This window comes from Leptospira bouyouniensis (assembly GCF_004769525.1).
GTDB lineage: Bacteria > Spirochaetota > Leptospiria > Leptospirales > Leptospiraceae > Leptospira_A > Leptospira_A bouyouniensis.
In genome coordinates, this window is record NZ_RQFT01000003.1 from 518,126 (window position 1) to 541,311 (window position 23,186).

Here is a 23,186-nt window from a genome sequence, read left to right on the forward strand (position 1 = left end):
CATTATCGGATATTTTTTTCAAGATTCATTTCTATTTTTAATAATATGGGAAATTCTATGAACACCGTCTCGCTCCAAACGATCGATTCTTATGTAGCATTCATTGAACTGAACAGGCCAGAAGCAAAAAACGCTATTTCCGTTCAATTTTTGAAAGAATTACAAAACTGTATATCTCATGTTCAAAAAGGAAAATTTCGTGTTCTTATGATCATGGGAGTAGGAGATTCATTTTGTTCAGGTGCTGATTTAAAAGAAAGAAAAAAGATGTCAGAACCAGAAGTCAAAAACTTCCTGCATAACATCAATGATTGTTTTTCTAGTTTAGCAAACCTGCCCATTCCAACCATTGCTGCCATTAATGGATTTGCATTTGGAGGAGGTTTAGAATTAGCAATTTCATGTGACATTCGTTATGCGAGTAATTCTGCCACTATGGGTTTAACGGAAACAAAACTTGGAATTATACCAGGTGCTGGTGGTACCCAAAGATTATCTCGAATTGTTGGTGAGGCAACCGCTATGGAATGGATTTTTTCTGGGAAAAAATTATCTAGTGAAGAAGCGCTCAGCCGAGGTTTGGTTTCAAAAGTTGTGGAGCCAGAAAAACTCAAGGAATCTTCTCTTGCCTTAGCAATGGAGATATCGGAATCTGCACCTATAGCTGTTTCTGCTGCAAAAAAAGCAATTCGACAAGGATATAATTTGCCGATGGAGTCTGCTTTAAAGTGGGAACAATTGTGTTATGGTGAAACTTTCACTTCGAAAGACCGACTGGAAGCCTTACAAGCATTTGCCGAAAAAAGAAAACCTATATTTACGGGAGAATGAACTTTGATTTTAACTGGTAAAGAAATTTTAAAAAGACTTGGTTCCGATATTAAAATTGAACCTTATGATGAAAAACTTTTAAACCCTAACTCATACAATTTAAGATTACATGAGGACTTGTTAGTTTATTCTGAATTTCCGTTGGATATGAAAAAACCAAATCCAGTCCAATCTTTAAAAATACCGGACGAAGGTTTATTGTTAGAGCCTGGGAAATTATACTTAGGAAGAACCATAGAATTCACAGAAACTCATAATTTGGTACCAATGTTAGAAGGAAGATCTTCTATCGGAAGACTTGGTATGTTTGTTCATATCACAGCCGGATTTGGAGATGTTGGATTTAAAGGGTTTTGGACTTTAGAAATACAAGTCACACACCCGTTACGCGTATACTCAGGAGTACAAATTTGCCAAATATTCTACCATACTGTGGAAGGGGAAATCAGCGAATATAAATCAGGAAAATACCAGGCTAACCAAGGGATCCAACCATCCTTATTGTACAAAGATTTCGAAAAAAAATAGAATTTTTTTCAGCTAACAAAAGTTACCTGCCAGCCTAATTGGTCGGCAGGTGCCTTTTCAATTCAATTATTTTTTAGATTTAAACGTACAATCCCATTTTGGATCGTCCAAGTTGACTCCGGCTAGTTTCACCCAGCTGTTTGTTTTTCCGATGAATGTAATGGAACAAAGTGTACCTTTTAAATCCAATCGGTTTCCACCGTCGAGTGCTGTGAATTTTCCACAGTATGTTTTTCCATCACGCGGGTTGTAAATACGACCATTTTTGTAAACACCTTCCCCAACGTAATCGAAACCCGTAATGAAAACCATTCCTAAATTCGGACGTGTTCTTAACTTAGGATCTTCATTGTTGTGGTCCAAGTAAGGTGTTCCTGGAATTCCCTTGTCTTTTTCTTTTTCAGGGTATGCGTTGTCTTTGATACAAACTGTTTTTCCGCAGTATTTATCACCACATTTGAAAATTTCGATCACCGAATCTTTTTCAGGTGGAAGGTATTTTCCGAGAGCCACATTGGCATCTTGAGCAAGTAAAGTAGTACTAACAAGTAGTGCTACAGCCCATACACTTAATACAATTCTTAAATTCATACAAATCCTTATTCTTAAAAATGGATTCGCTTATTTTGTCAGATTTTATGGTCTATGGCAAGCTGGTTTTTTAAAATTCAAGTATTGATTGTAAGAAAATAGTGAACGAAAAAGAAAAATTCCTAAATAAATCCTGGATTAGATTCGCTTTTCAATTGTACAGAACGATTCCAAACGATTGAGTTCCAATTGAAATGTGAAACCCGTTAGCGAACATATCGTAAGGAATTCTACTAATGTTCAATGGAGCCAATGAACATTAGGAAATGATATCGATTTTAAATCATAAACTAACCTCGATTAATTGAGGCTAGTTGCTTTTTCTAAAAGTTTGGAAAGTTTCACAACATTTTTATTTGTTGGGTCAATTGATTGAGCTCTTGTTACATAAGTGAGGGCTCTATCAACGTTTCCTAAAAGTCGGCTAACATCCGCTAAGTTGATTAGGTTTTGAAAATTTTCCGGCTCATGTTTTAAAGCTTCTTGTGCTGCTTTCAGAGCTCTTTCATAATTTCCAAGTTTTTTCTCAGACATAGCCAGATAATACCAATATTCACCCGATCCCTCATTTTCTTTTAAAAATTCGGTAAGAACTTTGGCAGCAATGTCATATTCTTTGCCTTTATAACTCACCAGACCAAGAAACTTATTTAGTTTTTGGTTGTTGGGATCTGCAAGGAATGCTTTTTTCATGACAGTGATAGCACGTTCAATTTCACCATTTTGGTAGAGAGCTTTGCCTTCCTCGAAAGCACCTGATGTTGTGAGAGCTTCATCCCAATCATCGCCAGGTGTATCGAAAAAATCATCTATTGGTTGATTGGAAATTTCATCTTTAGGTGGTATATGATGGATAGGAGATCTTTCACTTTTGAAGACAACACTTAACATGGAAATATCGTCTGTGATATCTCCAGCATTTTTAACAAGTCTCTCCACTTCATAAATATCACCGTCAGCTTCTTCTACAAAACGTAAGACCATAGTTTCATCTTCATTGATTGTTCTTACATCTTCATCTGGTGTTAAGTCGATGTCATCTCTACCATCGGAACCAAGGATAAGTTGATCACCGGGTAACAATTGGAAGGTTTGGACTTCAAATGGATATTCTGAATCAAGACCAAGTTTTCTAAGTTTTAATTCATCTTCAATGAAACTTGCTTTCCCATCACGGTATAAAATACTGTAAGGATGTTCCGCATTAAAATACCAAACTTTTCCAGTTTCGTCATCTATGAGCATAACTGTCGCAGAAATAACCATTGTTCCACTGAAAGATTTGAAGACCGCATTCACTTCTTCATAAACATCAGTTAACCATTCTTCTGGAGTTCGATTTAAAATTCGTTTGTTTCCGGCAGAACGTGCCATGATTGAATTCATCACAACACCCATCACAAGTGATCCACCGGCACCTTGCATGGATTTACCCATAGCATCACCATTCATAACCATGGTATAACGGCGGAAATCGTCAGGTTTTCCTAATTTTAAGTTCCCTGTAATACAAATATCACCACCTAAGTCCCCTGTTTTATTACGGAATTCGAAGGTTTTTTTTTGGTGCACATAAAAATCACATCGAATGTTTTCTGATTTATTTGCATTGAAAAACAAAGGTTTGGCGAGAAGGGAAGTTAAGAAGTAGTCTCCATCTTGTTGTACTTTCAAACGATGGATTTCATCCATTTTTTCTTGGAGTTCTTTGGTTCTTTCTTTTACTTTTTCTTCCAAGTTTTCGGCATAATCTTGCAGTTCGCGTCTAGCATCACGGATTGATGACACCATTCCATTAAATGACTCGGCCAAATATCCAATCTCATCATTTACTTTGATAGGAACTTCAACTTCCAAATTTCCTTGGTTTACTTTCTCCACACCAGCAAGTAATGCGTAGAGTGGATTGACAAGTGCTGATCGAAAGAAAAGAGGGAATACAACTAAAAGTACGATCATTACAATCGTTAAAATGACAAGTTCAAGTTTTGCGGACTTGTGCATGTAACTTCGATAATCCCGGTAATTGAATCCTACTTCTCGGTTGATTTTTCTTTTTGCATCATACGTCATATAAGCAACGTAATGCGAAAGTCCATCCAAGTCTTTGCGGTAATGTCGAGTTAAGTCTGGCTTAAAATACCGAAAATATTTTAACATCTCCACTTTTAAATCACGACCAGAAATCTCTTTCCCGTCCCACTTACATTCGTTTACGTGTTTTAAGATTGAATCGCGGAAAGTATCAACATTTTTAACTTTCTCAATGTATTTTACACCTTCTTCACAAAAGTTATCAGGATCGATATCAGCCAATTTATTGGTATTAATGAAGGTTCGTTTGTTTAATTTTTCGATAAGTTTGGAGACTTCTGTTTTAAGTTCTTTACCTTCTAAATCTGCATTTTCTTCGATGAAGTTGAGAATAGCATTTTTGTAACCTTCAAAGTAATAAGGGGTTTTAGAGAGTATGGAAGTGATGGAGATTCGATATTCTGATTCATTGATAGAAACTACTTCATCATACAAGGCGGTATTATATAGGTCTGCTTGAACAAGTGGTAAGTCTAAAGTAACGTTTGAAGGAAGGTACGCTTTCTTTAAATTTTGTCCGCTGGAATCATATTCAATGACAAATACAATGTCCTTGGACCTTTCTCCACCTTCAGCGACACGAAGTGCTTTTTGGATTGCCGTATTGTCGAAGGATAGTTCTTTTTCTTGGTCCACCAAATACGAAAAAGCTTGCATGATGAGTAAGATTGTTACGAAGGAAATCCCAACTATTTTCACCATAAATGTTGTACGTTCTGTACTATTATTGATGAACGTGATTGTAATGATGAAAAATGTAAAGGTAAACAAAAGAACAAGTGCGGTGAGGTAAGTAGACCTTTCCATGGCACCATCACGGCTCATCACATTTGTGATGTTCGGAACTACTGCTGCAATCAAAGCAGCAATCAACATGATGATAAGTGTTCCCCGTTTTTCTTTTTCAACGTGGAAAATTCGATAACCAGGTAGGACTAGGAAGTTAATGAATGAAAATCCTGCGATGAATAAACTGAGTATTCGACTCGCACCTTCTGAGTTAAAATCCCAATGGTGAGCAGTGAAGTGGTATTTCCTTTCTCCTTGTGAGACAGTCACAAGAAACCATAAGACAACAACGATCGCAATTGCATGTAAAACATACTGAATGATATTCGCAGTTTTATGATCTCGATTGTCAGGGAATCGAAAGAAAAATTGCCCAAAGTGAATAATACCAAAAATGATAAATCCACCTGTAATCCAACGATGGTACGAAGCAATAGGATGGTAGTAAAATGCGCCTAACAAATAGCCAAATTGAAAGAGACACAAAAACAAACACGCAAATGCCATGTGTTTTGTGGCGACGGTTTTGTCTTTTAGAGAGAAAAAGAAAGTAGTCAAGACCGCAAGGAGGACAGTGACAATTAAACTACCGAATGTATAATAATTTGTTAGTATGTGGTCAACGGATAAGGTGCTTTCACTCATAGGGTCTTCTAATTGTTAATTTAATACGAAATCGTAACAGGAGAAAATGTGAAATCAATTCATTTTCCATCCACTCCGAGCAAATCAGCGCTGTACTTTTTTGCTCGGAAGAAAGAGGAAAGGTTTAACGAGTTGCGATAAAACAATCAATTCCGTCGTATTTCAATTTGGACTTCAATGATTCAGCCTTAGCGCGGTCTGAAAAATCCCCAACTTGGACGACGTATTTTCCATCTCTTGGAGTCACAAAGACAGTTTGGTTGTATTCTGACTTGATGGTTTCCTGGTATTTGATGGCTCTTTCTTTCTCTTGGAAAACACCGACTTGAACAGTAAAACCTTTGCCTGTTGCAATTGGTTTTGTCACACCAGGTTTGACAGGAGTCAATTTTTCAGGTTTTGTAGGGGCATCATCTAAAAGGTCCGAATCATCTAAATCATCGGCAAGTTCATCTTCCCCTTTTTTGAGGACTTTGATTCCAACTTTTGTGATCCCTTTGTCTTTAAATTCTAAGATCTCGGCTGTTTTTTCAGAAACATCAACAATCCTTTCATCAACAAAAGGCCCTCTGTCATTGATTCTGACAACAGCTTCCTTTTGGTTTTCGAGGTTTTGGATTTTCACAACGGTCCCAATTGGAAGTGTACGGTGTGCACCAGTCATCTTCATTCGATCAAAAGGTTCTCCACTGGCTGTCGGACGGCCTTGGAATTTTTGTCCATACCAAGAAGAAAGTCCCACTTCATCAAATTGAGTCGTTGGTTTTTTGGTTGGTAATTCAGTTTGTGCCGTAGTTGGTTTGGACTTTGAATCCAAATCATCCATGATCGATCTTGCCACAGGGTCATTTGATCCATTGGCTCCGGATGTTTTGTTTTTTTGTGAACGTTCGAAGAAAATATCTTCTGGATCTCCGGAAGCACTATAATCCCTACGCGTGGCATCTGCAGAACTGCAGGACACGAACCACATTAAAATCGTAATGAGTATGAGTCTTTGCATAATTTTCCCCTTTCTCTGGACTCTTGTGTGTACCTTTCGGATGGTTTTTCCAATCTCGTGATAAAATTTCTAGGGGGAGAATCGATTCTGAAACGATAATCGCTTTGTATGGCACAGGAAATTCAGGCTCTATTCAATGAAGCAGTCCGCTTGGAGCGAAATGGTGAGTGGGAACGTGCCGAAACCCAATACAAATCCCTTCTTGAAAAAAATCCAGATTATCATTTGGCCTTACAAAATTTGGGTGTGATTTACGCCAAACAAGGAAAACACGCAGAAGCAATTCCTCTATTTTCGAAAGCATATAAATTACATGCGAATGTGAAGAACTGTTATAATTTGGCAGTTTCTCTTTATAAACATGATGAAACGGAAAAAGCAGTCAGTTTTCTAAAACAAACATTATCCTTTGAAAAAAAATTCATCTCAGCTCACTTGTTACTCGCCCAAGCTTATCAGAAATTGGGTCACGATGATAAAACTGAAGTGTATCTTAATAATGTCATTAAAATCGAACCAAACCATAAATCAGCTTTAGGAGGGCTTGCGATGTTTTATTACGAAAGGAATCGTTTTCCAGAAAGTTTAAAAATGATAGAGCGTTATTTGATTTTATATCCTGGGAATGCCCAATTAAAAATCATCCAATCAGAAATTTTAGCCAAACAAGGGAATTATAAAGCATCCGCAAATTTACTGACAACAATGGTAAAAGAAGATGTTGGATTCACTCATTTTAACGAAAGTTTACAATCAACCTGGCAAGAAGATGATGCAATAGCCAAAGAAAGTTTGGAACGAATCCAATCGAAAGCAAAACAGAAATTAAAAGAATTTAAGACCAAATTGGAACTTTCAAAAGAGAATCCTGACGAATTTGCTCCTCCTGACCCACAAGAAGCGTTGGATTTAAGTTTATTGTATCTTTTCAATGGAAACCCAGAAAAAGCGATGCAGTATTTGGTATTTGCTCAAAAGATGAAGGAAAAATCAGATACTGACGGAACTTCCTAAATTGAAACAAACCAAATACATTTGTTTTTTCCTCCTTTCCTTGTTTGGATTGGAATTTTGTCGTTACCCAATCGCCAAACAAGACATTCTGGAATCCGATACGTTGTTTCTAGAATCAACAAATCCAAAAACAAAAGAATGTAATGAAGAAGGAATTCGATTCACCAAAACAATCCAATTGGATTCGGCTGCGGCCACTTGGGACAATTGTATCTTATCAAACCCAAATGAAGTAGCAGTCCATCTCAATCGTCTGCGATTTTATTATTTATTGGATGAGTATGAAATTCTCAAACAAAAAGTAACCAGGGAATCTCCATCGCGGAGTTCTGTTACCTACCAAACCATTCTGAAAGAATTGGATTTAAGGCTGAGAATTGAAGAGAAGGTCATTCTACTCGACGCTCTCTCCCGAGTGAAAGGTTGGGAGTTATATGCTTATGAAGAACTCGCCAATTATTATTTGCAAGTAGGTAACTTTCCCTTTGCTGAAGGTTATTTTAACCAAATTTTAGAAGTTGTACCTTTCCATGAAAATGCATTGTATGGGATGGCCGACATCCAAGTTCACAAAGGGAATTGGTATAGTTTGTTGGATTATGCAAAATCATTGGAAGTATCCGCTAAAAAAAATAAGGACTATCATTTTTATTTTTTGAAAGGGAATTATGAATTGGGTCGGTATGAGCTCGCACTTAAGTGGGCTGAATCTGCATCACCCAATGAAAAATCAGAAATTCATTTTTTGGAACTGTGGAGAGATACTCTTCTTGTTTTAAAAGACAATCCAAAATGGGATTCTTTGTTACCATATTACCGCAAGGCAAAAGAAAAAGGATATTCAGTACCAGAGTCTGTTTTTTTTCCAACTCTATCAAAAGAAGGAAAAGACGTGAGAAAAGCAGTACGAACAGGAAGGAGTTAATTGAATCTATCACTTAGAAATAAGTTCATTAAATTGATGGAGTCTATTTCCAAAGGAAAAATTCCTTTAATCATTGTCTTGGCACAAATTCCAAATTTTTTCAGCTTGTCTCAGCTTAAGTACGTTATGCGTCCGTATGAAAGGAATTTTGTTTTTTAATAGATGTAATTCACATGCTAGTGTCGCAAATTCCCTATCTTCGATTGGTAAATTTCCCAATACATTCCCTAAAAAAGATTTTCTTGAAACACTTACCATCAGTTGTGGAAATTCTAATTTTAAGATTTCCAAATCTTGTAAAACCCGAAAGGAAACCATAGGATCGTCACTGAGGAAAAAACCCATTCCTGGATCATAAAAGATAGCTGACTCTTCAATACCGAAGGATGATAGTTCGTTCCTTCTGTCTCGGAAAAAAATTTGGATTTTTTTGATCACTTTTTCAGGTGATAATGTGGATTTAATTTTCGCAATATTATTGTTATGCGAATGCATAATGACGAATTTTAGATCAGGATATTTTTGCCCATAGATTTTTAGAAAATCCCTATCTCCTTCGTAGGTAAATCCAGTAATGTCATTCAAACAGCGAACTCCAGCCTCAATTGCTTTTTTTTGCACATTGGGACGGAAACTATCCAAACTGATTCGAACACCTTTTGGCACAAAGTAACGAATGACAGGTTCAACACGATTCCATTCTACCTCCTCTTCCACTAACTCAGCAGCGACATTAGAAGACTGACCTGAGACATCCAACCAGTCGGCTCCTTCCTGGAGGAGTTGGACTCCTTTCCGAATGGCATCATCTGGGTTTAAAAACTTGCCTCCGTCACTAAATGAGTCAGTGGTGATGTTTAAGATTCCGAAGATTTCAGCCATGATTTAGAGGATTCCTTGGTGGGCTCACTCTTAAAGCCATATTTTTCCCTTGGCAGAAAATTCCGTTCAGCCGATACATAGGAGAGACGGCAGATGAAAAAAATCCTTATTTCCTTATTCATTTCGGTGTTTCCACTCCTAAGCCAACCACTTCCGAAAGTGAAGGATGTAAGGTTTTACCCACCTCTCAACACCCAAAATGTGGAATACAACCCGATCATTTCGCCAACAGGAAGGTATTTGGTATTCCAATCCAATCGCCCAGGTGGGGAAGGTGGGATGGACATATGGATTTCTGAAAACTTAAGTTTTCCCGACCGTATGAAATTGCCAGTCTGGTCAGCACCGAAAAATTTTCGTGAGCTCAATACGACCAATTTCGAAGGAATGTTTTCTATCCTTTTTGATGAAGAAGAAAAACCATACGAACTATACTTTACATCCGTTCGCGATAAGTCTCAGAAAGACACCAAAAAAAACAGAGAAGGATATGACGGATTAAACCTCTATTATACGAAAATTAACCAAAGGACTGGACTTTGGTCAGTACCCATTCATTTAAACGAAATCAACTCAAATTTCGAAGATAAAATGCCGGCTATTTCGCCTGACGGTTGTTCGGTTGTATTTTCTTCCAATAGACCAGGTGGTCTCGGTGGATTCGATTTATGGATCTCCAAACGAGAACCAACAACAAAAGATACGGAAAAAAACCCAGACAAACCAAAAATCAAATGTAGGGATGGAATTTGGCAGAAACCTATTTCTCTGGGTCCTATCATCAATACAGGTGAAGATGAAATCAGTCCTAATTTTCATTGGGATGGTCTTCGTTTGTATTTTAGTTCCAACCGAGGGGACAAAAATCGTAAGTTTAGTTTTTATTATAGTGAATACAATGAATTGAATGGAGTCTTTGAAATACCCAAATTACTTGGTAATCCATTTAACACCAACCAACCCTTGTCAGGCGAATCAACTGGATTTCCATTTGATACACCTTCAGATTATTCAACTTATAGTTTATGGGAGGAAAGTGATAACGAAGGGATTTCTGTCACTTTTGATGACCTTTGGTTTTACTTTGCATCCAACCGACCTGGTGGCGAAGGCCAGTTTGATATTTACCGTACGATGGTGCCAGAAGACCTTAGACGCACTTATGAGTTTGTATTTCGAGGTTTAGTCCTTGATGGATCAGAAGCGATAATGATAGGTCTTGACTCCACATTAAAAATTTATGATGATACAAAACCCATTCAAGTGATTACTTCCAAACGTATTGGTGGAGATTTATCCACTGAAGATGCGGAAAACTTTCGCACTACGATCAAAACAGGAAAACTATATAGAGTAGAAGTGTCTTCTCCAGGTTTCCATCCAACGGAAATTTTACTCGACCTTCGAGGGAATGTAGGAAAAGACAAAGAACAATATTCCCAGATCATTTTACAACCAATCCGGCCTACAAAGGACAACCGCCCAGACAAAACCATCCAAGGCATTCGTTTTGTCGTTAAAGACAAAAAAACAGACTTGGTAATTCCCAATGCAATCTGTTTTTACTTTGATGATTTGACCAGGAAAGGGAAATCCTTAACTTCGAAAGATGGCCACTTTGATTTGGATCAAACACCTACAATGGATTTTGAAATCTTAGCCCGTGCGAAAGGTTTTAAAGAAGAAACCTTTTTGTTCCCGAAAGAAAAAATTTCCGAAATGTCGGGCAAAGAAACGGTATTGTATCTGAGGAATTTAAAAGATTTTGATGAATTATATAATACAATTATTTATTTCCCGTTCAATGAACGAACGTTGAGTGATGAAGATAAGAAAAAACTGGACCTTTTGGCCGACTTCCTCATCCAACATAAGAATGAAAAAGTTGAAATTGGTGGACACACCGATAATATAGGGAATAAAGAATACAACATCAATCTAAGTGAAGATAGAGCTCTCTCTGTATACCAATACTTACGTCTGAAAGGTGTTCCAAAGGAACGAATGAAAGTACAAGCTTACCATTACTCCCAACCAATTTCAGACAATGAAACAGAAGAAGGAAGATCACGCAATAGACGTGTGAATTTCAAGAAGATAGACTGATATGATCAATCGAGTTAAAATTCATTTCGACCAAGATCGAGAGTATGTTCCTTTAGAAGCTGTCCGTGTTTTGCCAGAGTTTTTTAAACAAATGATGGCTGGTAATGGGTTGTACTTAAAAGGATACGACTCATCAGTTAAAGTGAAGTTTAAAGGAGAACGTGGTGACGGAGCACATATCTGGGAATTGGAAACAATGCCCGAAATGATCGAAACAATATTTACGATCCAAGCAACACCAAGTTTCCATGTCGAAATCGATTACGAACTGCAAAATCAAAAAGACAATTTGTTACTTGGTAAAGCGATTGATCGTAGGCAAACATATACAACTAGGCAGGATCCGAGAAATGAAAAAGTTAGAGGTAATGTTGTTGCTTCAAACTTTTTAATAGCTAAAACAAATATTGATTTTTCTAAACTAACAGGCGTAAGTTCGCAAGTTATTCTATCAGATATCCAAAGGACAGTTCTTCGAAATTATCCTCAATCCAAAGTTGTTTTCCTCTCGGGAACGATTCATAGCGATGAGGTTGAATTGATGAAAGAACATAAAAAACCAATTTTTGTTCTGGATACTGAAACTTTTGAATCATTCAATTCGGATGAAGTTTTTGATCCCAAAAAAACTTTTGAAGATGAGTTCTTGCTTGATGATAAAGTAAACGAATACAAAAGAAAAAAAATAGGTTCGTATATTTATTATCCCTTATTCATTCAAATGAAGGAAATGCATTTTTTCGCATACCTTTCTCTAGAAACGGAACGCACCAGAATTCCAAGTGAAGTGTTGGATTTGTTTAAAGAGGTTGAACGTACGTTTCAAGAAAGAATTATGGATTCTAATACCCATATTCTTGATATCAAACAAAACGTTTTAAACGTTTCCCGGGGTGGAGTTGCCTTGGAAGTGAACGATATGGAAATTATTAAAGCATTGAAAGTGAAACCAACTTTTACCTTGGATATCAATTTTAAATTACAGGCTCCAATCCGAATGGCAGTTGAATTGCGTCATTTGGAAGAAGTGAATGATTTTTATCGATTAGGTGGAAGGATCACTGGTGTAAGCGGAGATAAAAAAGCCAAAGAGATTTATCATAGTCTCATTGAATTTTTTAATTAAACTGCGCGGTTCAATAGGAGCCAATCATTGAAAGAACAAAAACTAACAACAGAAAACTATAAAGGCACTCGGGATTTTTATCCCGAAGATATGCGCCTTCGAAACTATTTATTTTCCGTCATGAAAGACGTTGTAAGATCCTATGGTTACGAAGAATATGATGGTCCCATGGTAGAATCATTGGATTTGTACCGAGCAAAAACTGGTGAAGAAATTGTTGGGAAACAAATTTATAACTTCATCGATAAGGGTGATCGTGAAGTTGCCATACGTCCTGAAATGACTCCAACTGTCGCACGAATGGTTGCTAAAAAATTAAGAGAGTTACCAAGGCCTATTCGTTGGTTTTCTATCCCAAACCTTTGGAGGTACGAACAACCCGGGCATGGAAGACTGCGAGAACACTGGCAATTGAATGTCGATATGTTTGGCGTGCCGGGAAGCCGAGCTGAATTAGAAATATTGTCCTTAGCCTGTGATATTTTATTTGCATTTGGCGCACCTAAGAATAGTTTTAAAGTTACCATTTCGCATAGGTCTTTACTCGACGAATTTTTGTTAGATGGACTTAAAGTTAGCCCAAACCAAGCTCATGAAGTTTCGAAAATTTTAGATAAAAAAAATAAAATTACTCAAGATGAATATGTAGCTTTAGTTAATAAAACTATACCTAACGATCCAACAGCTGTTTCTAAAATCGATTTATTCTTAAATGCTTCAGTTGCCACTTTAAACCAAATCCCAGGGATAAAAGAAGTTACATTGGAATCCATTAATGGATTGTTTGAGGATATCAAAACGATTGGCTTGGATGACATCATTTTCTTTGATCCTTCTGTTGTTAGAGGATTTGATTATTATACAGGTTTTATTTTTGAAATCTTTGATACATCTCCACAAAACAAAAGGTCTTTGTATGGTGGTGGAAGGTATGATAATTTAATTGGATTATTTTCTAACGAAGAATTAACAGGGATTGGATTTGGATTGGGTGATGTGACGTTACAAAACTTTTTAACTTCCCACAATTTATTGCCTAATTTTGCAAATGAATCAACGGTGTATATACCACTTTTAGATGATTCTTCCTATACAGAAAACCATAATTTTGCAAAAGAGTTGCGGAAAGAAAAAATCAATGTAGAAGTCTCGTTAGTTTCTCAAAAAATGGGAAAACAACTTTCCTATGCTGAAAAGAAAGGATATCGATGGATTTTACTTCGCGGAGAAGATGAAATCAAAACTGGTACCATAACTTTAAAAGATATGGTAACTAGAGATCAATTTACTTTTAGTTTTGCGGAAGCACTTCAAAAGATCAAAGAAGAGCTTTCGAAATGAATTGGATAAATACAATTGATTTAAAACTATCCACTTGGATTCAAAAACACTTACATCATAAAAATTTAAGTTGGGTTTTGTCTCGAATCAATCGAGGTGAAATGTTTGCTCTTGTTTTATTACCTTTGATGTTTATCAGTGAATTGTACAAACCTGTTTATATCAGTTTGCCATTTGTTTTAGTATTTACTTATGCTACTGATCGATTGGTTTTGGTACTAAAAAAGTATTTTGCTAGGAAACGTCCCCTAGTCAGTGTTATGGGAAAAATCGACTCTAATCCTGATATGAAACATTCGTTTCCTTCTGCTCACAGTGCAAATTCAATTGTTGTGGCTACAATTCTCGTGTTTGCTTTTAGAGAAACACCATATTTCTTTTTCTTTAGTTTGTTTGCAGGAGTGGGTAGGTTAATCACTTTGCACCACTTCGTCAGTGATATAATTGGAGGTTGGGTCATTGGATTTAGTATTGGTTTAATTGCTGTCACTATCCATTATTTGTTTTGGCCCGTATTGATAACATTATGAAATACATCGGATATTTTTTTTCCTTTCTTATAGTATATTTGTTTTATTTTCCTTTTAAGGTGCTTCCGTATAAGTTGTGTTTGTCGTATGGAATATTTTTAACCAACTTGATTTATAAGTTTGATAAAAAACATAGAAAGGTCGCAGCAGAAAATATTCGATATGCTTTCCCTGAATATTCAGAAAGTCAAATTTTAGATTTAGTCAAAGCCCACTACCGCCATTTAGGAATTTTACTTGCCCACACTCTTTGGGCTCCTCGTATGACGCGTGCTTGGTTGGATAAATACCTAGAAGTTGATGAAACTAGTTTAAAAATTGAAGAAGATACTAAAAAAGAAGGTGTAGGTGTTATTTTAATCTCGGGTCATTTTGGAACTTGGGAAATCTTGGTTCAATTTTTAGGAATTCGAATGAAGGGTGGTGGAATTTACAAAAAAGTGAGAAATCCTTTTGTTGATACCCTTTTAAAAAGAATGCGTTCTAAAAATGGGGTGGTTTTGGTACCTGTGGAAGAGTCCACTCAAGTCATCAAATTACTCAAACAAGGATATTGGATTGGTTTTGGAGCAGATCAAAATGCAGGTAAGGCTGGGATTTTTGTACCATTTATGAATAGGCAAGCATCGACATTTGTTGGTCCGGCACTTATGGCATATTTAACTGGTGCTAAAATGTTGTATTATTCAGTGTTAGCTGGTGAAAATGGGAAAGTCATTGTACGTGTTAAAGATTTAGGATTTGTGGATAAAAAGTTATTCCCAAATAAAGATGATGTGATTCGTCATTATACGGAACTTTGGACTAAAACTTTGGAAGAAGAAGTTAAGTTATTTCCAGAACAATATTTTTGGGTCCACCGTCGTTGGAGAACTCAACCTCAAGTGGTTTAAAATAAAAAAAAGGTCAGAGAATCTCTGACCTTTTTTATGTGATTACTCTCCTAAAAGCGCCAGTGTCGGTTTATGGCGAATGGCACCATTTTCAGCAATCATACATGCATTGATGATCTCATCTTCCAAATTGATAATGAACTGTTTTTCTTTGTTCACAAACAATTTGAGAAAGTTTACGATGTTTTTTGCATACATTTTACTTGCATCCATCGGCTGTGTACTTTGAAGATTTGAGTTTCCAATGATAGTGATACCTTTGTAAACAATGGTCTTATCATTTTCTGTCAATTCACAGTTCCCACCATTTACCGCAGCAAGGTCAACGATTACTGAGCCTTGTCGCATTTTATCTACCATTTCTTTTGTGATTAAAACAGGAGCTTTCCTTCCAGGAATGAGTGCTGTAGTGATGATGATATCAGCTTTTTCGGCATATTTTGCAATTGCTTCTTTTTGGCGTCTTTGGTAGTCTTCTGATTGTTCTACTGCATAACCACCTGTGTTTGATGCATCAGCTGCACCCTCTACTTCCACAAATTTAGCGCCAAGGGACATACACTGCTCTTTGACTTCAGGGCGAGTATCAAAGACGTCTACTACAGCACCTAATCTGCGTGAGGTTGCAATCGCTTGTAATCCTGCAACTCCAGCTCCAAGAATTAATACTCTTGCCGGCGTAATTGTCCCTGCAGCGGTTGTTAACATTGGAAAAAATCGGCTATAATTAGAAGCCGCTAGTAATACAGCCTTATAACCTGAAACTGTTGCTTGGCTACTGAGAACATCCATCGATTGGGCACGAGTTATCCTTGGAATAGTATCCATCGAAAAGATTTTGAATGAGGAAGTTGCGATTTCTTTTACTTTTTTAGGGAAAGCCAAAGGTGAGAGAGTTGCGATGTATAGTTTATCTTTACCGATTTTTTTAGCACTCGCTTCATCCAAAGCATGAATTGATACAACAATATCAGATCCAGATAAAATAGAGTCTCTCGATTCTACAGAAGCACCAGCATCTTTATAATCTTGGTCGGAGAAAAATGCATTGTCACCGGCTGTCGATTCAATTGAAATTGTGAATCCCAACTTCTTTAGTGGATCGATCACATCTGGTGTGATCGCAACTCGGTTTTCATATGATGGTTCTTTGATTACGCCTATTTTCATTTTATACTCTTTTGCTAAAATATTCGATGGTTTTTTTTACACCTTCCACAAGTGGAACAGTGGTTGAATAATTCAATTTTTCTTTCGCCAAACTTAGATTTGGTTTTCTTCTGGATGGGTCGTCTTGTGGAAGTGGAAGGTAAATGATTTTTGATTTACTTCCTGTTTCTTTGATGACAAGTTCCGCCAATTCTTTAACAGTAAATTCACCATCGTTTCCAAGGTTAACTGGTCCAATAAAGTTTTCTACATTCATCATGTCTATAATTCCCTTTACGAGGTCATCAACATAACAAAACGAACGTGTTTGGCTTCCATCGCCGTAAATGGTAATGTCCTCACCGCGTAAGGCTTGGACAATAAAATTACTAACCACACGGCCATCATCAGGTATCATCCTTGGACCATAGGTATTAAAAATTCGAATTACTCGAATGTCGACTCCGTGTTGTCTCTGGTAATCAAAACACAATGTCTCCGCGACTCGTTTTCCTTCGTCGTAACAACTGCGAATCCCTATCGTGTTGACATTACCCCAATATGATTCGGTTTGTGGGTGTTCCAAAGGATTGCCATAAACTTCTGAAGTACTTGCCTGTAAGATCCTCGCTTTGACACGTTTTGCCAAACCCAACATATTCATCATACCGAGTACATTGGTTTTGATGGTTTTGATTGGATTACTTTGGTAATGGACTGGCGATGCAGGGCATGCCATATTATAGATTTGATCCACTTCTAATTTGATTGGATCAGTGATGTCATGACGGATGAGTTCAAAATTTGGATGGGAAAGGAGATGAGTCAAATTTTCCTTCCGACCTGTATGAAAATTATCCAAAACGATGATTTTGTTTCCAGCATTGAGTAAGGTTTCTGCCAGATGAGACCCGATGAACCCAGCTCCCCCGGTAATGAGAATTCTTTTTGCCATTGAGATTCTATATTTGTGAAGTCGGTGTCCTACGCAAATGAAAATTTGCGAGAAGGACTAACCTTGTTTGTCTTTAGAAGGTGGATCAAGGAAGAAATTTGGTGGTAAAACGATCCCACTTTCTGGATCTACTCCACGTTTTTCCAACCAAAGTTTGGCTTCGGGGGAGAGTTCTCCAGGGAATCGTTCAAATTGTTCCATAGGATCGGTTGCCTGGTGGACTTCATCATGGGAAAGTGAAGTTCGTAGGGACATAAAAATGATGCCTATGCTTAAGAGGGACCAAAGGGTGGCGATTAAATAACCGAGGATAAGGACAACTGTTGGAATTTCTTGGTTTTGTAAATCTTCTGGTCCAAGACCTGCCATCCAAAATGCGAGAATACCAGCATCAGTTTCCGTGATTCGATCTGCAAAATCTGATAAATCATATAATGAATACAATGAGATACTGGTTCCCAAAAAAACAAGTGAGAGAATGGATGCAGTCTCACCTAACATTCCTACAACAAGGATTCCAACACCCCAAAAAATACCTGTAAAATAGGCCAAATCACCTAATTTGGAATACAGCACACTCACAGAAATAAGAAACAAACCAAATAATATCATTGTTTGGCGAGCATGATGTCCTTGGAATCCTAACCGTAATAAAAAAGCTCCAACAAGCGAAGATCCAATGTATCCTGCTGAGACAACCAAAATGAAAGAGCCGCGAAAGGAAGCAGGCACAGCAATTGTTTCTCCTCCTTCATTGCCATGAAGGGCGATTCCTTTTACCACTCCTCCACTAAACAAAGCCGCGGTTGCATGGCAAATTTCATGGATCAATACCACAAATTCTTTTAAGTAGGAAGTGAATTGGTGGTCCCAAAAAGCTACTAAACTCAAGATGAGAGATAAAAAAATGACAAACTTAACCGGTTTTTCTGCCATCATCGGTTTTACTATCGGCTAATTTGGAGTAAAAGAAAGACCAATAAATGTAATATCGTCTGATTGTTCTCGATTTCCTCTGAATTGGGTCATGCGAAGATCTAGAAGGGGAGGAATTTCTTTGACGGTTTTGTCTGCATTGTAGTGTAAAAAATCGATGAGAGTATCCTCACCGAAGATTTCATCTCGTTCACTAAAGGCTTCTGAGATCCCATCGGAATATAAAAATAGTTTTGTTCCAGGTAATAATTTTAATTCCTGAACATGGTAATCTGTTTCTAAGATTCCAAGAACACGTTGGGTTTTAGAATGTAATTTGATTTGGCCATCAGCTCGCATCTCAATCAGTGAAAGATGGCCGGCGTTGACATACTTAAAAACATTTTCAGTGGAATCAAAAATCCCGCCGAGTAATGTCATAAATTCATTACCTTTGTATCTAGCGCGAAAGAAGGAATTGATCTCTCTGAATAAACCTTCGAGAGAAGTTCCATTTCGCAATTGTTCTCTTACAATTCCTTTAATCGCGCTTACTAAAAATCCAGTGCCTAATCCATGTCCTGCTACATCACCTAACAAAACGATCATTTTTGTATTTGAGACTGGTATGATATCAAGATAGTCACCTGAAATACCAACTGCTGGTTTCGAAATGTAACCATAATCGATACCTTTGACTTCACTTGGTAAGATTAAACGTAACGTATTATCAACAATCGATGCAGTTTGGATGTCCCTGACAATTTTACGTTTTTGAATCTCATCTTCGAGTAAACTATAGTTTTCAAGTAACATTCCTGAGATTTTAACAACTTCGTTAATGAACTTTAATTCACCGATGGAAAAATATTTTTTATCTAACTTTTCTCCAATCAGTATCATCGCTTGGATATTTTTTTTATTAGAAGATGAATCATAGGCAGGGAATGCTAGTTGGATTTGTAGACCTTTTAGAAAATTATAAAGAGTTTCTCTAAGACCAATTCCATATTCTAAATGTGATGTGACTGTAACTCTGTCCGTACTCTTGAAATAATTCCAAATTTCAGACTGTGGAGAGATTCGCATAAAATCGATATTTCTTAGATCCGTATTTGCAAATTGGTCACCAGGAATTAGGATGATTAAATTGGAAACATTTACAGTTTCCTTCACTGTTTTATTGATTGTGAGAATTGTTTTTCTCATCGAAAGAGGTGAAGACAAAAGAGCAGTAATTTTATTGATGCCTGCACTTAGTTTTGGATTTTTTTCAAAAAACCAATAATCAAAAAGTTCTTTTACCTTTAACTTTAATGGAATTAAATAAGCAGTCACCAAAAACAAAAAGATAAAATTAAAAACCCATCGATCTTTGAGATAACGAATGGGTAAGATATAATCTAATACAAAAATAGAACCAATGTAAGTTCCTAATATGATGGCTACCAAAATCAAAGTGACAATACTTGGAGTAAAAATCACAAAAGATGGAACAAAGGTATAACGGTAGGTTCCGTAAAAAAAACTTAAGATAAACAATAAATAAGTAAAAATAAAAAAAGATCGGTGCACATAAAACCAAGGATAACCATCAAAGAATAAAATACTCGTTGGCAATGCCACATAAAGAACAATGGAAAAAACCAATACCAACCTTTTTAACAGAGCTTCTTCTTGTGGTTTTGACCGTATTAACTCAAATATATTTGCAATAATATTAATAGATCCAAATAAAACCGTGATCGCATGTGCTATGATGGCAATACGTTCTATTAAAATCATATCGTATCTTTCTTGAGAAGCGATCATCGCCATGATAAAGGATATCAAAACTTGGGGTAATAACCATTTTGAATTAATTTCTTTTCCTCGTAGTCGATAGATCAAATGGTATTGTAGAAAACTCCCCAAATACAAGGTTAAGATAAAAAGAAAAATCGAATTTTTAAATGCTAAAACAAAAACATTTGAAAGAATGATTAATCCAAAATTAAAGAAAAAACCAAAGATTAAGGCATCTCTTGTTGAATAGTAAAAGTATACTGCTATCGCTAAACTAAAAAAGGCTAAAAATAAATCGGAAAAAAATACTCCCAAAACATCTGTTTTGTGAACATTTCTCAGTTTAAAATCTTCTTCGTATATTTCTCCATTAGATTTTTGGATTTTGAGTCGATATGTATCTGAAATTGTAAGGTCTTGTATGGATTCAAAGATTTCTAAGTCAGAAAGAACAATAGAATTTCCCCAATGGGTTTTGTTTTCTTCACCAATATTGACGATCAAACCTGAGGGGAAATAATAAAATGGAAGTCTCTTGGAGCTATTTTGAACTCCAATAAAGGAAAAAAATAAAATCAGAAAAAATAGAAGAGATGAAAGGATTGTAATCGCTAGTTCTCTCATATAATTTCGGACTCATTAAAATTAAATTTTAAAACAGGTTCTCCTCGTTGTTGGATGATGATGGGTCCCTTGTCCATGCTGATCATATTTTTCCAACCCATACTTGCGACTACTTCTTCCGAATTTCTTAAGATTTTAAATTGTTTCCCTTCTTGGATGATATACAATTCGGAATAACCAATTTTACCAATGATCATTTCAAAATTTTCTTTCCAGTCTAACTTTTGAAATGTGGATTGTATCAGTGTTTTGATATCTGAAAATCCTTTTAAAAGTTTTAACCTAGATTGAGAATATACAACTCCCAAAATATAAGAAAGTATGATCCCGATATGTTGGTAGGATTTGCCAGCATTTAGGATAACAAAAAACCAACTTCCATCTTCTACTTGGAAAAATTCGATTAAGTTTCGATTGGTTCGTTTAAACGGAGTAATTTCCCAACCCAGAATTTTAGGTATTGTTCCTGTTTCCAATAAGTTTTGAACACGCACAGCATACTCTGCTTCTTTTTGGTATTTTTTGTTTTCGGAAATATGATAAGAGAGGATATGGTTGTGAATCGTTAGGGCCGATTGTCCTGCTAACAATGATAAACTGTGACTTGCATCCGAATTTGGAATATTAGATACTGCGATAAAGCCAAATAATTTTTCTCGAAAGATGAATGGGTGTATATAATTTGCATGGAGTTCCATAAAGTCATTATTGATGTTCTCATTTGAAAACGTATTTGCAACCGATGCTCCATTTCGATTGGCAAGTAAGAATGATTGAAAACTGGATTTAACAACAATATCTTTCGTTGGACTTAATTTTTTCTGTCTACCTCGAAAATAAGAGTGAAATGCAAAAGTACCATTTTGGGTGAGTACTGCCATTGTACCAGATTGGCTTCCGGTAATTTTCACCATATCTGGAAAAACATTCTTAATCAAAGAGTCAAAATTAAATCGTTTAATGGCCTGGCGATATGATTCGGCATCTTCTGTCAGGTATTCTGATAAAAACTTTGTTCGCATATACCTAGTTAAACGTTCAATGAGAGGCAGATATAAGATGAGAGAAAATGCGCAGGTGAGAAGCAATGCCAATTCAAGACGATAGGACATACTTTCTGGTATTTGTAGAATGATGATAAAATAAGAAATGTAAACCATTAAGATAAAAACAGTACGAGTGAATAAATTTGTAACCGAAAGTTTTAATTGATAACTTGAAGGTAAAAAGTATTTAAATGTATTTTTTAACTTATTGGAGATCATGTAGTGTAATATGCGTTTTCCTGGATGTAACCTTCGGTGAAATCACAACTCCAAAATGTTTTTTGAATGTTTCCTGTATTTAGTTCCACAGTGATAAAAATTTCTTCGTTCGATTTTAAGTATTCGGCTAACTTTGATTTTGTTTCATTGTTTGCACCTTTTACAGAAATTCCACCTAATTGAATCTCTAGATGATCATATGGAATAGGTTCATCAAACACTTTCCCGATTGCCATAATAAATCTCCCCCAATTGGGATCCCCTCCATAAATTGCAGTTTTAACAAGTGGTGAATTCAAAATTGATTTACCAATCTTTGTGACTTGGTTTTCATCTCTCCCTTTTGTGACAGTTAGTTCAATGAGTTTACTTGCACCTTCTCCATCCCTCGCAATTTTTTTAGAAAGTTCAGTGGCAATTTCATTTAGAGTAGATTCAAATTGATCATCAGGGATGGATCCGAGTTTTCCAGAACACATTAGTACCACTGTATCACTCGTCGAAGTGTCCGAATCGATTGTAATACAATTATAAGTTTGGTCTACCACATGTTTTAAAATTCCGTTGAGGTTATTTGATTCGGGTAAATAATCACAAAGGATATATGATAACATTGTTGCCATGTTGGGTTCGATCATACCCGCACCCTTGGCTATCCCAAACATCACTCCTTCTTTGCCTTCATGTGAAATTGTGCGATAGGAAATTTTTTTCTTGGTATCAGTTGTCATGATGGCTTCTGCCACTTCATCCAAATTTCCAGGTTTTAGATTTTCTTTCGCATTCGAACAAGCTGTTAGGATTTTTTCAATCGGAAGTGGGACACCAATCACTCCTGTTGAAGATGGTAAGATATCTTCTTTTTTGATTCCAAGTGAATTTGCCAATGTTTCACAAATTTGGTAAGAATCTTGAATACCTTTTTCACCTGTCGCAACATTTGAATTTTTTGAATTGATGACGATGGCTTGTAAGTATCCGTCTTTGATATGGTCTCGGCCAACATAAATGGGAGCTCCAGGAAAATTATTCCGAGTGAAAACGGCTGCTGCTTGGCAACGCACATCAGAATAAATAACTGCAAAATCTAAACTTGCATCTTTGATGCCGATGTTTTTGCCAAAGGAGTAAAATCCCAAAGGATACTTCATATTTACCTACCGGATACCAATATTCTATCCGGGGACTTCTCTTA

Annotated in this window: 19 protein-coding genes; 9 read left to right on the top strand and 10 right to left on the bottom strand. The window is 36.4% G+C overall.

Annotated elements, in window-relative coordinates:
* The first annotated feature begins 57 nt into the window (after positions 1 to 57).
* On the top strand, positions 58 to 831 hold the full coding sequence (locus EHQ43_RS04100) for an enoyl-CoA hydratase-related protein (RefSeq protein WP_135770201.1): 774 nt from the start codon (positions 58 to 60) through the stop codon (positions 829 to 831).
* 3 nt (positions 832 to 834) lie between these two features.
* Entirely contained in the window at positions 835 to 1,359 is a 525-nt protein-coding gene (dcd, locus tag EHQ43_RS04105) for a dCTP deaminase (protein WP_135740002.1), read from the top strand.
* Between the two features lie 66 nt (positions 1,360 to 1,425).
* Here dcd and EHQ43_RS04110 read toward each other — a convergent pair whose 3' ends face one another.
* The 3 genes from EHQ43_RS04110 to mpl36 all read right to left on the bottom strand — a co-directional run bounded on the left by EHQ43_RS04110 (position 1,426) and on the right by mpl36 (position 6,481).
* Positions 1,426 to 1,950, bottom strand: a complete 525-nt coding sequence (locus tag EHQ43_RS04110) for a DUF2147 domain-containing protein (RefSeq protein ID WP_135770202.1) — start codon at positions 1,948 to 1,950, stop codon at positions 1,426 to 1,428.
* A gap of 300 nt (positions 1,951 to 2,250) precedes the next feature.
* Positions 2,251 to 5,478 carry a SpoIIE family protein phosphatase gene (locus EHQ43_RS04115; RefSeq protein WP_135740000.1) on the bottom strand — a complete coding sequence of 1,076 codons (3,228 nt, stop codon included), beginning with the start codon at positions 5,476 to 5,478 and terminating at the stop codon, positions 2,251 to 2,253.
* Between the two features lie 124 nt (positions 5,479 to 5,602).
* On the bottom strand, positions 5,603 to 6,481 hold the full coding sequence (mpl36, locus tag EHQ43_RS04120) for an RlpA family plasminogen-binding lipoprotein MPL36 (protein ID WP_135739999.1): 879 nt from the start codon (positions 6,479 to 6,481) through the stop codon (positions 5,603 to 5,605).
* A gap of 108 nt (positions 6,482 to 6,589) precedes the next feature.
* Here mpl36 and EHQ43_RS04125 point away from each other — a divergent pair, with 108 nt between their 5' ends.
* Positions 6,590 to 7,495 carry a tetratricopeptide repeat protein gene (locus EHQ43_RS04125; protein WP_135739998.1) on the top strand — a complete coding sequence of 302 codons (906 nt, stop codon included), beginning with the start codon at positions 6,590 to 6,592 and terminating at the stop codon, positions 7,493 to 7,495.
* 1 nt (position 7,496) lies between these two features.
* Positions 7,497 to 8,420, top strand: coding sequence for a tetratricopeptide repeat protein (locus EHQ43_RS04130; protein ID WP_135739997.1), 924 nt, complete (start codon positions 7,497 to 7,499; stop codon positions 8,418 to 8,420).
* Positions 8,421 to 8,486: 66 nt separating this feature from the next.
* On the opposite strand, the gene folP is transcribed toward EHQ43_RS04130, so the two are convergent.
* Positions 8,487 to 9,302, bottom strand: coding sequence for a dihydropteroate synthase (folP, locus tag EHQ43_RS04135; RefSeq protein ID WP_135753432.1), 816 nt, complete (start codon positions 9,300 to 9,302; stop codon positions 8,487 to 8,489).
* A gap of 93 nt (positions 9,303 to 9,395) precedes the next feature.
* Between folP and EHQ43_RS04140 the strand changes: the two genes are divergently transcribed.
* From EHQ43_RS04140 to EHQ43_RS04160, 5 genes are read left to right on the top strand one after another with little or no spacing between them, the layout of a single operon-like run.
* Positions 9,396 to 11,408, top strand: a complete 2,013-nt coding sequence (locus tag EHQ43_RS04140) for an OmpA family protein (RefSeq protein ID WP_135739995.1) — start codon at positions 9,396 to 9,398, stop codon at positions 11,406 to 11,408.
* 1 nt (position 11,409) lies between these two features.
* Positions 11,410 to 12,534: a DUF1577 domain-containing protein gene (locus tag EHQ43_RS04145; RefSeq protein WP_135739994.1), complete on the top strand. Its 1,125-nt coding sequence runs from the start codon at positions 11,410 to 11,412 to the stop codon at positions 12,532 to 12,534.
* A gap of 27 nt (positions 12,535 to 12,561) precedes the next feature.
* On the top strand, positions 12,562 to 13,875 hold the full coding sequence (gene hisS, locus EHQ43_RS04150; RefSeq protein ID WP_135770203.1) for a histidine--tRNA ligase: 1,314 nt from the start codon (positions 12,562 to 12,564) through the stop codon (positions 13,873 to 13,875).
* Positions 13,872 to 14,405 (top strand): phosphatase PAP2 family protein, encoded by a 534-nt coding sequence (locus EHQ43_RS04155; protein ID WP_135739992.1) that lies wholly within the window; start codon positions 13,872 to 13,874, stop codon positions 14,403 to 14,405. The genes hisS and EHQ43_RS04155 overlap by 4 nt, the downstream gene beginning before the upstream one ends.
* On the top strand, positions 14,402 to 15,298 hold the full coding sequence (locus tag EHQ43_RS04160; protein ID WP_135753427.1) for a lysophospholipid acyltransferase family protein: 897 nt from the start codon (positions 14,402 to 14,404) through the stop codon (positions 15,296 to 15,298). Before EHQ43_RS04155 ends, EHQ43_RS04160 begins: the two co-directional genes overlap by 4 nt.
* A 42-nt stretch (positions 15,299 to 15,340) precedes the next feature.
* Here the strand turns inward: EHQ43_RS04160 and EHQ43_RS04165 are convergent, their stop codons facing one another.
* Genes EHQ43_RS04165 through argJ form a run of 6 tightly spaced genes read right to left on the bottom strand, consistent with a single transcriptional unit; the run spans position 15,341 to position 23,142 of the window.
* Positions 15,341 to 16,468 carry a Re/Si-specific NAD(P)(+) transhydrogenase subunit alpha gene (locus EHQ43_RS04165; protein WP_135753426.1) on the bottom strand — a complete coding sequence of 376 codons (1,128 nt, stop codon included), beginning with the start codon at positions 16,466 to 16,468 and terminating at the stop codon, positions 15,341 to 15,343.
* Position 16,469: 1 nt separating this feature from the next.
* On the bottom strand, positions 16,470 to 17,402 hold the full coding sequence (locus tag EHQ43_RS04170; RefSeq protein ID WP_135753425.1) for a UDP-glucuronic acid decarboxylase family protein: 933 nt from the start codon (positions 17,400 to 17,402) through the stop codon (positions 16,470 to 16,472).
* 57 nt (positions 17,403 to 17,459) lie between these two features.
* Positions 17,460 to 18,341, bottom strand: coding sequence for a M50 family metallopeptidase (locus EHQ43_RS04175; protein WP_135753424.1), 882 nt, complete (start codon positions 18,339 to 18,341; stop codon positions 17,460 to 17,462).
* A gap of 15 nt (positions 18,342 to 18,356) precedes the next feature.
* Positions 18,357 to 20,726 carry a SpoIIE family protein phosphatase gene (locus EHQ43_RS04180; protein ID WP_135770204.1) on the bottom strand — a complete coding sequence of 790 codons (2,370 nt, stop codon included), beginning with the start codon at positions 20,724 to 20,726 and terminating at the stop codon, positions 18,357 to 18,359.
* The gene (locus EHQ43_RS04185) at positions 20,723 to 21,991 is read right to left on the bottom strand and encodes a hypothetical protein (protein WP_135770205.1); all 1,269 of its coding nucleotides are present in this window, start codon (positions 21,989 to 21,991) and stop codon (positions 20,723 to 20,725) included. The genes EHQ43_RS04180 and EHQ43_RS04185 overlap by 4 nt, the downstream gene beginning before the upstream one ends.
* Positions 21,988 to 23,142, bottom strand: a complete 1,155-nt coding sequence (argJ, locus tag EHQ43_RS04190; protein ID WP_135753421.1) for a bifunctional glutamate N-acetyltransferase/amino-acid acetyltransferase ArgJ — start codon at positions 23,140 to 23,142, stop codon at positions 21,988 to 21,990. Before argJ ends, EHQ43_RS04185 begins: the two co-directional genes overlap by 4 nt.
* Positions 23,143 to 23,186: the final 44 nt, after the last annotated feature.

Bases quoted from the DNA above. Each gene is read 5' to 3' on its own strand.
- EHQ43_RS04155 (WP_135739992.1), top strand. From the start codon at position 13,872: ATGAATTGGATAAATACAATTGATTTAAAACTATCCACTTGGATTCAA.
- mpl36 (WP_135739999.1), bottom strand. From the start codon at position 6,481: ATGCAAAGACTCATACTCATTACGATTTTAATGTGGTTCGTGTCCTGC.
- EHQ43_RS04170 (WP_135753425.1), bottom strand. From the start codon at position 17,402: ATGGCAAAAAGAATTCTCATTACCGGGGGAGCTGGGTTCATCGGGTCT.
- EHQ43_RS04175 (WP_135753424.1), bottom strand. From the start codon at position 18,341: ATGATGGCAGAAAAACCGGTTAAGTTTGTCATTTTTTTATCTCTCATC.
- EHQ43_RS04165 (WP_135753426.1), bottom strand. From the start codon at position 16,468: ATGAAAATAGGCGTAATCAAAGAACCATCATATGAAAACCGAGTTGCG.
- EHQ43_RS04110 (WP_135770202.1), bottom strand. From the start codon at position 1,950: ATGAATTTAAGAATTGTATTAAGTGTATGGGCTGTAGCACTACTTGTT.
- EHQ43_RS04160 (WP_135753427.1), top strand. From the start codon at position 14,402: ATGAAATACATCGGATATTTTTTTTCCTTTCTTATAGTATATTTGTTT.
- argJ (WP_135753421.1), bottom strand. From the start codon at position 23,142: ATGAAGTATCCTTTGGGATTTTACTCCTTTGGCAAAAACATCGGCATC.
- EHQ43_RS04180 (WP_135770204.1), bottom strand. From the start codon at position 20,726: ATGAGAGAACTAGCGATTACAATCCTTTCATCTCTTCTATTTTTTCTG.
- EHQ43_RS04100 (WP_135770201.1), top strand. From the start codon at position 58: ATGAACACCGTCTCGCTCCAAACGATCGATTCTTATGTAGCATTCATT.
- EHQ43_RS04185 (WP_135770205.1), bottom strand. From the start codon at position 21,991: ATGATCTCCAATAAGTTAAAAAATACATTTAAATACTTTTTACCTTCA.
- EHQ43_RS04115 (WP_135740000.1), bottom strand. From the start codon at position 5,478: ATGAGTGAAAGCACCTTATCCGTTGACCACATACTAACAAATTATTAT.
- EHQ43_RS04145 (WP_135739994.1), top strand. From the start codon at position 11,410: ATGATCAATCGAGTTAAAATTCATTTCGACCAAGATCGAGAGTATGTT.
- EHQ43_RS04125 (WP_135739998.1), top strand. From the start codon at position 6,590: ATGGCACAGGAAATTCAGGCTCTATTCAATGAAGCAGTCCGCTTGGAG.
- EHQ43_RS04140 (WP_135739995.1), top strand. From the start codon at position 9,396: ATGAAAAAAATCCTTATTTCCTTATTCATTTCGGTGTTTCCACTCCTA.
- folP (WP_135753432.1), bottom strand. From the start codon at position 9,302: ATGGCTGAAATCTTCGGAATCTTAAACATCACCACTGACTCATTTAGT.